The 11,689-nt window shown below is 70.9% G+C and carries 11 protein-coding genes, 1 tRNA gene and 1 pseudogene; 9 read left to right on the forward strand and 4 right to left on the reverse strand.

Annotation, left to right across the window (positions count from 1 at the left end; translation table 11 throughout):
- Nucleotides 1–2: 2 nt before the first annotated feature.
- Complete coding sequence (locus tag ABZ725_RS21230) at nt 3–743, forward strand: cobalt-precorrin-6A reductase (RefSeq protein ID WP_358804126.1); 741 nt, start codon at nt 3–5, stop codon at nt 741–743.
- A 25-nt stretch (nt 744–768) separates the two neighbouring features.
- Here the strand turns inward: ABZ725_RS21230 and ABZ725_RS21235 are convergent, their stop codons facing one another.
- The 3 genes from ABZ725_RS21235 to ABZ725_RS21245 all read right to left on the reverse strand — a co-directional run bounded on the left by ABZ725_RS21235 (nt 769) and on the right by ABZ725_RS21245 (nt 4,236).
- Complete coding sequence (locus tag ABZ725_RS21235) at nt 769–2,853, reverse strand: MDR family MFS transporter (RefSeq protein ID WP_358804127.1); 2,085 nt, start codon at nt 2,851–2,853, stop codon at nt 769–771.
- Nucleotides 2,854–2,925: 72 nt separating this feature from the next.
- Entirely contained in the window at nt 2,926–3,699 is a 774-nt protein-coding gene (gene cobF / locus ABZ725_RS21240) for a precorrin-6A synthase (deacetylating) (protein ID WP_358804128.1), read from the reverse strand.
- A gap of 42 nt (nt 3,700–3,741) precedes the next feature.
- Entirely contained in the window at nt 3,742–4,236 is a 495-nt protein-coding gene (locus ABZ725_RS21245; protein WP_358804129.1) for a DUF309 domain-containing protein, read from the reverse strand.
- Between the two features lie 99 nt (nt 4,237–4,335).
- Here ABZ725_RS21245 and ABZ725_RS21250 point away from each other — a divergent pair.
- From ABZ725_RS21250 to ABZ725_RS21270, 5 genes are all read left to right on the forward strand, one after another.
- A tRNA-Pro gene (locus ABZ725_RS21250) sits at nt 4,336–4,412 on the forward strand.
- A 153-nt stretch (nt 4,413–4,565) separates the two neighbouring features.
- Entirely contained in the window at nt 4,566–5,552 is a 987-nt protein-coding gene (locus ABZ725_RS21255; RefSeq protein ID WP_358804130.1) for an aldo/keto reductase, read from the forward strand.
- A 47-nt stretch (nt 5,553–5,599) separates the two neighbouring features.
- Entirely contained in the window at nt 5,600–6,172 is a 573-nt protein-coding gene (locus ABZ725_RS21260) for a TetR/AcrR family transcriptional regulator (protein WP_351918594.1), read from the forward strand.
- A gap of 115 nt (nt 6,173–6,287) precedes the next feature.
- Complete coding sequence (locus ABZ725_RS21265; RefSeq protein ID WP_358804131.1) at nt 6,288–7,466, forward strand: acyl-CoA dehydrogenase family protein; 1,179 nt, start codon at nt 6,288–6,290, stop codon at nt 7,464–7,466.
- Between the two features lie 2 nt (nt 7,467–7,468).
- The gene (locus tag ABZ725_RS21270; protein ID WP_358804132.1) at nt 7,469–8,227 is read left to right on the forward strand and encodes an SDR family NAD(P)-dependent oxidoreductase; all 759 of its coding nucleotides are present in this window, start codon (nt 7,469–7,471) and stop codon (nt 8,225–8,227) included.
- A 12-nt stretch (nt 8,228–8,239) separates the two neighbouring features.
- Here ABZ725_RS21270 and ABZ725_RS21275 read toward each other — a convergent pair whose 3' ends face one another.
- The gene (locus ABZ725_RS21275) at nt 8,240–9,025 is read right to left on the reverse strand and encodes a GntR family transcriptional regulator (protein ID WP_358804133.1); all 786 of its coding nucleotides are present in this window, start codon (nt 9,023–9,025) and stop codon (nt 8,240–8,242) included.
- Nucleotides 9,026–9,397: 372 nt separating this feature from the next.
- On the opposite strand from ABZ725_RS21275, the gene ABZ725_RS21280 reads away from it, so the two are divergent.
- The 3 genes and pseudogenes from ABZ725_RS21280 to ABZ725_RS21290 all read left to right on the forward strand — a co-directional run.
- Complete coding sequence (locus tag ABZ725_RS21280) at nt 9,398–10,414, forward strand: sugar ABC transporter substrate-binding protein (protein WP_358804134.1); 1,017 nt, start codon at nt 9,398–9,400, stop codon at nt 10,412–10,414.
- Nucleotides 10,414–11,490, forward strand: a complete 1,077-nt coding sequence (locus ABZ725_RS21285) for an ABC transporter permease (RefSeq protein ID WP_358804135.1) — start codon at nt 10,414–10,416, stop codon at nt 11,488–11,490. The genes ABZ725_RS21280 and ABZ725_RS21285 overlap by 1 nt, the downstream gene beginning before the upstream one ends.
- 5 nt (nt 11,491–11,495) lie before the next feature.
- Nucleotides 11,496–11,689, forward strand: a pseudogene (locus tag ABZ725_RS21290) (sugar ABC transporter ATP-binding protein); the annotation flags it as partial.

Genomic DNA, 11,689 nt, shown 5'->3' on the forward strand with positions numbered 1-11,689 from the left:
GCATGACCCGGCATGTGCTGGTGCTCGGCGGCACCACAGAGGCGCGGGAACTCGCCGCGGCGCTCACCGCGCTGTCCGGCCTGCGCGTCACCACCTCGCTCGCGGGCCGCGTGACCCGGCCGGGGCCCGTCGCCGGGGACGTGCGCATCGGAGGCTTCGGCGGAGCGCAGGGCCTCGCCGACTGGCTGCGCGAGCAGCGGGTGGACGCCGTCGTGGACGCCACCCATCCCTTCGCCGCCGGCATCACCGCGAACGCGGCGCGCGCCGCGGCGGCGACCGGCCTGCCGCTGGTCGTGCTGCGCCGACCGGGCTGGCGGCCGGGCGCCGGGGACCGCTGGCACGAGGTCGCGTCGCTGCGGTCGGCGGCCGAGCTGCTGCCGCGGATGGGCCGGCGGGTCCTGCTGACGACGGGCCGGCTGGGCCTCGCGGCCTTCGCGCACCTCGACGGGCTGCACTTCGTCGTGCGGTCCGTGGAACCGCCCGTCCCGCCGATGCCGTCGGACGTCCGACTGGTCCTGGCCCGCGGGCCGTTCACCGTCGCCGACGAGCTGGCGCTGCTGCGCGAGCACCGGATCGACGTCGTCGTGACCAAGGACAGCGGGGGAGCGGCGACGGCCGGGAAACTTCACGCCGCGCGCGAACTCGGGCTGCCGGTGGTGGTCGTACGGCGGCCGTCGCCGCCCGAGGGCGTGCCGGTCGTGCCGGACGTGCGGGGCGTGCTGGAGCGGCTGGGGATCGGCTGACCGGTGGCGCACCCGCGCGCGGCTCTCAGGGCGCGACGACCGCCGGTTCCGCCGGCTGCCCGCGCTGGGGCAGGCGGTCGTCGAGGTCCTCGGCCAGGAGCCGCTTGGAGATGGCGTCCACCGCCGCCCGCAGATCGCTGCCCGACGGGCGGCCGATGTCCTGCGCCACCCGGTCCTCCAGCCACTTTCCCCATTCCTCGGTGATCACCCGGGCCTCGCGGGCGCCCGCCTCCGTATGGCTGAGGAGGGAGCCGTGGCGGGTCACATACCCCTCGTCGACCATGCGGTCGAACACCGGCAGCAGCACCTCCGGCGGCATATGGCGGCGGGCGGAGATCAGGCCGAGGCTGGCGTGGCCGACCATCCGGGTGAACAGCTCGACCTGCATCACCGCCCAGGCGCCGGCCACGTCGAGGCGGGTGTCGGACTGCTCGAAGAGCCGGCGCGCGGTGTTCGGGTCCGCCTGGCCGATGATCTTCGCGACGGAGGCCTCCAGGACCCGTCGGGAGTCCGCGCCGGACGGCTGGCCGAAGCCTTCGCCCATGTCGGTGGAGCCCATCCGCGCGCTGTCGCGCAGCTGGACCTGCTTGAGGAACAGCGCGACGACGAAGCCGACGGCGGCCACCGGCACGGTCCACAGGAACACCGTCTCGATGGTGTCCGCGTAGGCCTGGACGATCGGGGCGGCGATGTCGGAGGGCAGGTCGTGCAGGCCCTCCGGGCTGGTCGCCGCCCGGGCGATGGTCGCCGTGTCGACGCTGCCCGCCGCCGCCGACGCGGCGGAGTCGATGCCGTCCTTCAGGTTCGGCGTCAGCGAGTTGGTGTAGAGGGTGCCGAAGACGGCCGTGCCGAAGGAGCTGCCGAGGGTGCGGAAGAAGGTGACGCCGGAGGTGGCGGTGCCGAGGTCGGCGTACTCGACGGTGTTCTGCACGGCGATCGTCAGCACCTGCATGCACAGGCCGATGCCGGTGCCGAGGACGAACATGTACAGCGACTCCAGCCATGCGCTCGTGCCGGGGCCCATGAGGGACATCAGATACAGGCCGACGCCCATCACCAGCGAGCCGACGATGGGGAAGAGGCGGTACTGCCCGGTCTTGCTCACCACGTTGCCGCTGAAGATCGACGCGATGAGCAGACCGAGCACCATCGGCAGGGTGCGCACGCCGGAGACGGTCGCCGAGTCGCCGTCGACGTACTGCAGATAGGTCGGCAGATAGGTCAGCGCGCCGAGCATCGCGAAGCCGACGATGAAGCTGAGGATCGAGCAGACCGTGAAGACCGGGTTGGCGAACAGCCGCATGGGGAGCATGGGCTGCGCGGCCCGGGTCTCGACCACGCAGAACAGGGCGAGGGCGATCGCGCCGCCCGCGAACAGGCCGATGACGACGCCCGAACTCCACGCGTACTCGGTGCCGCCCCAGCTCGTCGCCAGGATCAGCGCGCTCGCGCCGACCGCGACCAGCGCGATGCCCAGGTAGTCGATCACCGGCCGGACCGTGGACTTCACCACCGGGATGGTGCGGGCGGCCGCGAAGACGACGAGGATCGCGAGGGGCACGTTGACGTAGAACGCCCACCGCCAGGACAGATGGTCGGTGAACAGCCCGCCCAGCAGCGGTCCGACGACGGTGGCCACACCGAACACGGCGCCGATCGCGCCCTGGTACTTGCCGCGCTCCCGCAACGGGATGACGTCGGCGATCAGCGCCATCGCCGTCACCATCAGCCCGCCCGCGCCGATGCCCTGCAGGGCCCGCCAGGCGATCAGCAGCGTCATGTCGGTCGCCAGGCCGCACAGGAAGGAACCCGTGATGAAGACGATCGCCGACACCTGGAAGACCACCTTGCGGCCGAACAGGTCGCCGAACTTGCCGACCAGCACGGTCGCGACGGTCTCCGCGAGGAGGTAGGACGTGACCACCCACGACATGTGCGCGGCCCCGCCGAGGTCCGACACGATGGTCGGCAGCGCCGTGCCCACGATCGTCTGGTCCAGGGCGGCGAGCAGCATCCCCAGCACGATCGTCGCGAAGACGATGTTCCGTCGGCGCGGGTCCAGGACGGGCGGCTGGGCGGCGGCCGGGGCGATTTCCTCGGTGGCTGTCACGAGGTCACGATCACACCGGCGTGCCGTCCCTGCACGTGGGGCGGGCCCGCCCGGGGGTGGCCCGCGGCGCTGCTATTCCTGCCCCGGGTTGCGGCGCAGCAGATACGTGTCCATGATCCAGCCCTTGCGCTCGCGGGCCTCCGCGCGCAGCCGCTCGATGCGCGGACCGGCCTCGGCGATCGGACCGGAGACGAGGATCTCGTCCGGCGTGCCTATGTAGGCGCCCCAGTAGATGTCGACGTCGTCCTCGGCGTACTGCCGGAACGTCTGGTGGGCGTCCAGCATCACCACCACGTCGTCCACCCCCTCCGGGAAGCCCTCCGCGAGCCGTCGGCCGGTGGTGATCTGCACCGGCCGGGCCACCCGGTTCAGGCCGGTGCGGTGCCGGGCGACGAGCGCCGAGACACTGCTGATCCCGGGCACGACGTCGTACTCGAAGGCCACCGCGCCCCGGTCCAGCACCTCCTTCAGGATGCCCAGCGTGCTGTCGTACAGCGCCGGGTCGCCCCACACCAGGAACGCGCCGCTCTCGTCCTCGCCGAGCTCCTCGGCGATGAGCCGCTCGTAGATCTCCGCGCGGGCGCTGCGCCAGTCGCCGACCGCCGGCGAGTAGGCCGCGCCGCCCGCCCGGCGGTCCCGCTCCGGATCCCGGGCCTCGACCACCCGGTACGTGCCCTGCGGTATGTGCGTGTCCAGCATGTCGTGCCGCAGCCGCGTCAGGTCGCTCTTCACCTCGCCCTTGTCCAGGACGAAGAACACGTCCGTGCTCCGCAGCGCCCGGACCGCCTGCAGGGTGAGCTGGTCGGGGTCGCCCGCGCCGATGCCGATGACATGAATCTTTCGCACGTCACGAGTCTGCCGTACGCCACTGACAGTGACCGTGCCGGGTCAGCGCAGCCGCGGCGCCCGTGCCTGCGCGTCGACCGCCGCGCCCGTCCGCTCCACGGTGTCCGCCAGCTCGCGCGCCCAGCGGACCAGCCCGGGGAGATCCATCCCGTGCGGCCGTCCCCGCTCCGGTCCTGCGCCCGCCGCCCACTCCTCCACGGCCCCGGCGCCGCGCCGCAGCAACCGCGCCCCGCCCATGAGGTTCCCCCGGGCCGCGTGCGTCAGACCCACCGCGAGCTGGGCGAGCCCCCGCCACAGGGCGCGCTCCGCGTCGGGGCCCGACTTCCAGGCGTCCTCGAAGACCTCGTGCGCGTGGAACGGCTTTCCGGCGTCCAGCAGGGCCTGCGCCTCGGCGACGGTCTCCTCCGGCGCGCGCACGACGCCCTCGGGCTGCCGCTCCACCCCGGGCGCGCCGTACGGCAGGGGCCTACCCAGCCCGTCTCGCGGCCGTGCGCTGCGCGCCCGCCCCTCGCCGTCCCGGTCCCGCGTCGTGTCCATAGGGCGATTGTCCCGCGCCCCGGCTGCCTTCGGCGCAGCGCCCGGCGTGGGGTAAAGTGCTGTTCGCGCGATCACACGGACACACCGTGTACAGCGCATCGGGACGTGGCGCAGCTTGGTAGCGCACTTGACTGGGGGTCAAGGGGTCGCAGGTTCAAATCCTGTCGTCCCGACCAGCTTTCTTCAGCGGGTCGGAAGACCGTCTTCTCAACTTTGAGAAGGCGGTCTTTTTTGTTGGTGCGGCCTTGCGCTGAAGTGCACTTCAAGTTGAAGACTCCCCTTCGGGCCGGAGCGGACGGACCGACGCCGGCCGAACGGGAGGATCCCACATGAAGTACCGCACCATAGGCACCGACCCGGCCACCCGCCGCGAGGTCAGCGTCCTCGCGCTCGGGGCGATGTGGTTCGGGTCGGCGACCGACGAGGACACGTCCTTCGCGCTTCTCGACCGGTACGTCGAGGCCGGCGGGAACTTCGTCGACACGTCCGACAACTACGCCTTCTGGGCCGACGGCGGCCAGGGCGGACAGAGCGAGGAACTCCTCGGCCGGTGGCGGCGCAGCCGGGGCGTCGGCGACGAGATCGTCTTCGCGACCAAGCTCGGCGCCCGTCCGCTGGCCCCCGGCACCAGCTACACGGACAACCCGGAGGGACTCTCGGCGAAGGTGATCCGCGAGTCCGCCGAACGCAGCCGGGACCGGCTCGGCGTGGAGAAGCTGGATCTGCTCTACGCCCACATCGACGATCACACCGTCCCGCAGCGCGAGACCGTCGAGGGCTTCGCCGAGCTCGTCGCGGAGGGCACGGTCGGGCTGCTCGGGGTGAGCAACCAGGCCATGTGGCGGGTGGAGCGGGCCCGCGCCCTCGCCGCCGGGGCGGGCCTGCCCGGCTATGAGGTGCTCCAGTACCAGCACAGCCATCTGCGCCCGCGCTCCGACATCCCCGACGACCTGTTCCCGGACGGCAGCCTCGGCCACGCCGGCCCCGAACTGCTCGGCTATCTGCGGGCCGAGCCCGGCCTCGTCCTGGTCGCCTACTCGCCCCTGCTCAAGGGCGCCTACACCCGCCAGGACCGGCCCCTGCCGCCGGACTACGACCACCCGGGCGCCCCGGCCCGGCTCGCCGTGCTGCACGAGGTCGCCCGGGAGACCGGCGCGAGTGTCAACCAGGTCGTGCTGGCCTGGCAGTTGGGCGGCGAGCTGCCGATCGTCCCGCTGGCCGGGGCGTCGTCGGTGGCCCAGCTGGAGGAGAACCTGGCCGCCGTCGACCTGGAGCTGACCGAGGACCAGCGCTCCCGGCTGGACTCGGTGCACTGACGACCTGAGAGTGACCGACTGGTAACCGGGGAGGCTACGCTGGGATCATGCCGTCCACCCGCCGTACCGCCAGACAGGCGGACCTGCTGGAACGACTCGTCGCGCTGCTGACGGCGGAGGGGTTCGCGGACCTCACCCTGGACGATCTCGCCGAGCGGCTGCGCTGCTCCAAGACGACCCTGTACCAGCTCGCCCGCAGCAAGCAGGGGCTGGTCGTGGAGGCGGTCAAGCACTACTTCCGCGGGGCGACCGAGGCCGTCGAGAAGCGGGTGGCGCAGACCGTCGACCCCTCGGACCGCGTCCGGGTGTACCTGACCGCGGTGGCCGAACAGCTGCGCCCGCTCTCGCGCCGGTTCCTCGACGACGTGGCGGACTTCCCGCCCGCCCGCGAGGTGTACGAGGCCAACACCCGGATGGCCGCGGAGCGGGTGCGCCGGCTGATCGCGGAGGGCGTCTCGGGCGGTGCCTTCCGTGAGGTGCACACCGCGTTCGTCGGCGAGGTCGCCGCCGCGACCATGCGCCAGATCCAGCAGGGCGAGCTCAAGGCGCGCACCGGGCTGACCGACGCCGAGGCCTACGAGCAGCTGGCCTCGCTGATCGTGCACGCCGTCTCACCCTGAAGTCCGCAGCACCCGGATGATTCGCGTTCCTGCCGCCCGCGCTGCGGCCGTACTGTTAATGATACGTTAGTACGCACCTCAGTATCATTCCCAGTACTACTTCGTGGAGGTCACCATGCCTGCCACTCGCGCCCTGCCGACCGAGGAAGCCGTCGAGCTCATCCAGCTCACGCGCACCCTCGCCGCCAAGGAACTCGCACCCCGGGTCGCCGACGCGGAGGCGGACGGAGCGTTCCCCAGGGACGTCTTCCGCACGCTCGGGCGCAGCGGTCTGCTCGGGCTGCCCTTCGCCGAGCGGGACGGCGGGGCGGAGCAGCCGTACGAGGTCTACCTCCAGGTGCTGGAGGAGGTCGCGGCCGTCTGGTCGAGCGTCGCCGTGGGCATCTCCGTGCACGCCCTGTCCTGCTTCCCGCTGGCCCGCTTCGGCACCGACGAGCAGCGGCGCAGGTGGCTGCCGGACATGCTGAGCGGTGAGCTGCTCGGCGCGTACTGCCTGTCCGAGCCGCACGCCGGCTCCGACCCGGCGGCCATGCTCACCCGCGCGGTGCGCGAGGGCGACGAATACGTGCTGAACGGGACCAAGGCCTGGACCACCCACGGGGGCTACGCCGACTTCTACACGGTCATGGCCCGTACCTCCGACGACCGCAGCCGCGGCATCTCCTGCTTCCTCGTCCCGGCCGACGCCCCGGGACTCAGCGCCGACCCGCCGGAGCGGAAGATGGGCCTGACGGGCTCGGCGACCGCGACCATGCGCCTGGAGGACGTGCGGGTGCCCGTGGAGCGCCGGATAGGGGAGGAGGGGCAGGGGCTGAAGATCGCGCTCGCCTCCCTCGACCACGGCCGGCTCGGCATCGCCGCCGTGGCCTGCGGCCTCGCCCAGGGCGCCCTCGACCACGCGGTGCGCTACGCCCGCGAGCGGGAGACCTTCGGCAAGCCGATCATCGAGCACCAGGGACTGGCGTTCGTGCTCGCCGACATGAGCGCCGCGATCGAGTCGGCCCGCGCCAGCGCGCTGTCCGCCGCCCGGTTGAAGGACCTCGGCCTGCCCTTCACACGGGAGGCGTCGATCGCCAAACTCGTGGCCACGGACAATGCCATGAAGGTGACCACGGACGCCGTGCAGGTCCTCGGGGGGTACGGGTACACCCGTGACTTCCCCGTGGAGCGTTATATGCGCGAGGCCAAGGTCATGCAGATCTTCGAAGGAACCAACCAGATCCAGCGCATGATCATCTCCCGTGCGCTGGACCGTGACGAGGGCGGTGTGCTCACCGTCCTCGGCAAGGAGTGATGATGCAGCTCGCCCACACCGCCGCCCTCGTCACCGGCGGTGCGTCCGGCCTCGGCGCGGCCACCGCGAAGGCTCTCGCCGAGCGCGGCGCCCAGGTCTTCGCCCTCGACCTGAAGGACGGCATCGACAAGGCGCCCGAGGTCGACGGGGTCACCTACGTCCCCGCCGACGTCACCGACCCGGAGCAGGTGCGCGCCGCCGTCGTCACCGCGGCGGGGTCCGGCGTTCCGCTGCGGACGGTCGTCAACTGCGCCGGCATCGGCCCGTCGGCGCGGATCCTCGGCAAGAAGGGCCTGCACGACCTGGGCCTGTACGCCAAGGTGATCCAGATCAACCTGATCGGCACCTTCAACGTGCTCGCGCTCGCCTCGGAGGCCATCGCCGGGACCGAGGCCGACGAGAACGGCCAGCGGGGCGTCATCGTCAACACCGCCTCCATCGCCGCGTACGACGGCCAGATCGGCCAGGCCGCCTACGCGTCCTCCAAGGGCGGGGTCGTCGGACTGACCCTGCCCGCCGCCCGCGACCTGGCGCAGTACGGCATCCGGGTGTGCACCATCGCCCCGGGCATCGTCGAGACGCCCATGCTGGCCACGGTGTCGGAGGAGTTCCGCGCCTCGCTCGCGGCCGGGGTGCCCTTCCCGCAGCGGCTGGCCCGGCCCGAGGAGTACGCCCAGCTGGCGCTGGCGATCGTCGACCACGACTACCTCAACGGCGAGACCGTCCGCATGGACGGCGCGCTGCGGATGGCCCCGCGGTAGGCCTTCGAGGTCTCAGGGTCTGACCAGCAGCTGGAAGTCGAACGCGTAGCGGGACGCGCGGTAGATGTGCGTCCCGTACTCGACCGCGCGGCCGGTGTCGTCGTACGCCGTGCGCTGCATGGTCAGCACGGCCGCCCCCTCCTGTTCCGTGAGGAGGGCGGCCTCCTCGACGGTGGCGGAGCGGGCGCCGATGGTCTGGCGGGCGCTGTGCAGGGCGATGCCCGCCGAGCGCAGCAGCCGGTACAGGCCGGTCGACTCCAGGCGCTCCGTGTCGAGGTCCAGGAGCGCCGGGGGCAGGTAGTTGCACAGGAACGCCACCGGCTGCCCGTGCGTGGCGCGCAGCCGCTCCAGGAGCGTGACCTCGCTGCCCTCCGCGATCCCGAGCGCCGCCGCGATGTCGGCGGGCGCCGGCACACGTTCGTTGCGCAGGACGTGGGTGGTCGGTCCCTGGCCGGCCGTCTCCAGGTCGTCGTAGAGGCTGCTCAGTTCCAGCGGCCGTTTCACCTGACTGTGCACCACCTGTGTGCCGACTCCGCGGCGGCGCACCAGCAGCCCCTTGTCGACCAGTGACTGGATGGCCTGGCGGACCGTCGGGCGCGACAGGCCGAGGCGGGTCGACAGGTCGATCTCGTTGCCCAGGAGGTTGCCCGGGGCGAGCGCTCCCTGCTCGATCGCCGCCTCCAACTGCTGGGCGAGCTGGTAGTAGAGCGGCACGGGGCTCGTGCGGTCCAGTGCGAAGTGCAGCACGTCGAGCGCGGAGCCGGGCACGGTGCGGGTGCGGCCGCCGGTCTTGGCCATGTGGGCGCCTCCTCGGGGCGGTGGGGTCTTGATCAGGTCCGGTGGCCGGGCCGGGTAGGCGATTTGAGAGACTCCTTCGGTGGTCAGGGGTATGGCGTCTCCCAGGTGTAGGTCCCGGGGGCTCGCACTGTCAAGACTTTGTTCTTACATTCGGACCTGCTTGTGAAATGATGTCTTAACAAAGTATTGACAGTGAGCTTGCCGAGGGAGTTGGATCCGGTCCCATCAGTGCACGGGCCGAGTCCGAGACAGCCGAACAGTCGCGGACCTGGCTCCATGGCCCCAATCTGAAGTGAAACGGGCCCCGGATCCCTGTGATCGCCTTCCCCTTCCCCGTCGTTTCCCCCCGTCGCACAGTGAGGTGCAGGAAAGATGGAAAGCTCTCCCTCCCGCCCGCGCAGAATTGCCCCGATCGTGGCCATGGCCGCGGCGGTGGCCCTGACCGTCGCGGGCTGCTCCAGCAGCTCCGGAGGCAAGAAGTCCGAGGAGAGCGCGGACGGCGCTTCCGCGGGCAAGGCGAGTACCCCCCAGATGACCGTCGCCCTGGTGACCCACCAGTCGCCCGGCGACACCTTCTGGGACATCGTCCGCAAGGGCGCCGAGGCCGCCGCGGCCAAGGACAACGTCAAGCTGGTCTACTCCGCCGACCCGAGCGCGGGCGGCCAGGCCAACCTGGTGCAGAACGCGATCGACCAGAAGGTCGACGGCATCGCGGTCACCCTCGCCAAGCCCGACGCCCTCAAGGACGTCATAGCCAAGGCGAAGACCGCGAAGATACCCGTGGTCGGCCTCAACTCCGGGGTGAGCGACTGGCAGAAGCTCGGTCTGATGGAGTTCTTCGGCCAGGACGAGACGGTGGCGGGCGAGGCGCTCGGCAAGCGGCTGAACACGGCCGGCGCCAAGAAGGCCGTCTGTGTCATCCAGGAGCAGGGCAACATCGGCCTCACCCAGCGCTGTGACGGTGTGAAGAAGACGTTCACCGGATCCACCGAGGTGCTGTACGTCAACGGCACCGACATGCCGTCGGTGAAGTCGACGATCACCGCCAAGCTGACCCAGGACAAGGCCATCGACTACGTCGTCACGCTCGGCGCCCCCTTCGCCCTGACGGCGGGTCAGTCGGTGACCGACGCGGGCAGCAAGGCCAAGGTCGCCACCTTCGACCTCAACAAGGACCTGACCACCGCCATCAGCAAGGGCACGGTCGAGTTCGCGGTCGACCAGCAGCCCTACCTCCAGGGCTACCTCGCGATCGACTCGCTGTGGCTGTACAAGAACAACGGCAACTACATGGGCGGCGGTGAGCAGCCGGTGCTGACCGGCCCCGCCTTCGTCGACAAGACGAACGTCGACGCGGTGGCGGCGTTCGCCGCGAAGGGCACCCGGTGATGAGTATGACCCAGCATGCCGAGCCGGCGGTGGGAACACCGCCGGCCCCCGGCCCGCAGAAGACCGACGGCCGGACCGCGCAACGCCCCCTCGCCCTACGTCTGTTGGCCCGTCCCGAAGTCGGCGTCTTTCTCGGCGCCGTCGCGGTGTACGTGTTCTTCCTGATCTCCGCACCGCCGGTGCGCGAGGGCAGCTCGATGGCCAACATCCTGTACCAGTCGTCGACGATCGGGATCATGGCGCTGCCGGTCGCGCTGCTGATGATCGGCGGCGAGTTCGACCTGTCCGCCGGTGTCGCCGTGATCACCTCGGCGCTCACCGCGAGCATGCTCGCCTACCAGCTCAGCATGAACGTGTGGGTGGGCGTCGTCGTCGCCCTGATCGTGTCGCTGGCGGTCGGCTTCTTCAACGGCTGGATGGTCGTCAAGACCGGTCTGCCCAGCTTCCTGATCACCCTGGGCACCTTCCTGATCCTCCAGGGCGTCAACCTCGCGGTGACCAAGCTGGTCACCACCAACGTGGCCACCGACGACATCAGCGACATGGACGGCTTCGGGCAGGCGAAGAAGGTCTTCGCCTCGTCCTTCGAGGTCGGCGGCGTCCAGGTGAAGATCACCATCGTGTACTGGCTGGTCTTCGCGGCGCTGGCCACCTGGGTGCTGCTGCGCACCAAGTACGGCAACTGGATCTTCGCGGTCGGCGGCAACAAGGACAGTGCACGGGCGGTCGGCGTGCCCGTGACGTTCACGAAGATCTCGCTGTTCATGCTGGTCGGCTTCGGCGCCTGGTTCGTCGGCATGCACCAGCTCTTCACCTTCAACACCGTGCAGTCCGGCGAGGGCGTCGGCCAGGAGCTGATCTACATCTCCGCGGCGGTGATCGGCGGCTGTCTGCTGACCGGCGGCGCCGGCAGTGCGATCGGCCCGGTCTTCGGCGCGTTCATGTTCGGCATGGTGCAGCAGGGCATCGTCTACGCCGGCTGGAACCCCGACTGGTTCAAGGCCTTCCTCGGCGTCATGCTCCTGGGCGCCGTCCTGATCAACTTGTGGGTCAGCCGTACGGCGACCCGGAGGTGACCCCCATGACATCCAGCAACACGACCGGCACCCACGGGGCCATCATCGCGGACACCGCTGCCGAGAGCGGCGCGGACGGGGCGATCGTCGAACTCCGCAACGCGGGCAAGGCGTACGGCAACATCCGTGCGCTGCACGGGGTGAGCCTGACGGTGCACCCCGGGAAGGTGACCTGCGTCCTGGGCGACAACGGCGCGGG

The sequence above is a fragment of the Streptomyces sp. NPDC006872 genome, from assembly GCF_040635845.1.
In the GTDB taxonomy this organism is placed as follows: domain Bacteria; phylum Actinomycetota; class Actinomycetes; order Streptomycetales; family Streptomycetaceae; genus Streptomyces.

Excerpts from the sequence above, each read along its gene's own strand:
- ABZ725_RS21230 (WP_358804126.1), top strand. The coding sequence starts at position 3 with ATGACCCGGCATGTGCTGGTGCTCGGCGGCACCACAGAGGCGCGGGAA.
- ABZ725_RS21245 (WP_358804129.1), bottom strand. The coding sequence starts at position 4,236 with ATGGACACGACGCGGGACCGGGACGGCGAGGGGCGGGCGCGCAGCGCA.
- ABZ725_RS21255 (WP_358804130.1), top strand. The coding sequence starts at position 4,566 with ATGAAGTACCGCACCATAGGCACCGACCCGGCCACCCGCCGCGAGGTC.
- ABZ725_RS21260 (WP_351918594.1), top strand. The coding sequence starts at position 5,600 with ATGCCGTCCACCCGCCGTACCGCCAGACAGGCGGACCTGCTGGAACGA.
- ABZ725_RS21265 (WP_358804131.1), top strand. The coding sequence starts at position 6,288 with ATGCCTGCCACTCGCGCCCTGCCGACCGAGGAAGCCGTCGAGCTCATC.
- ABZ725_RS21270 (WP_358804132.1), top strand. The coding sequence starts at position 7,469 with ATGCAGCTCGCCCACACCGCCGCCCTCGTCACCGGCGGTGCGTCCGGC.
- ABZ725_RS21275 (WP_358804133.1), bottom strand. The coding sequence starts at position 9,025 with ATGGCCAAGACCGGCGGCCGCACCCGCACCGTGCCCGGCTCCGCGCTC.
- ABZ725_RS21280 (WP_358804134.1), top strand. The coding sequence starts at position 9,398 with ATGGAAAGCTCTCCCTCCCGCCCGCGCAGAATTGCCCCGATCGTGGCC.
- ABZ725_RS21285 (WP_358804135.1), top strand. The coding sequence starts at position 10,414 with ATGAGTATGACCCAGCATGCCGAGCCGGCGGTGGGAACACCGCCGGCC.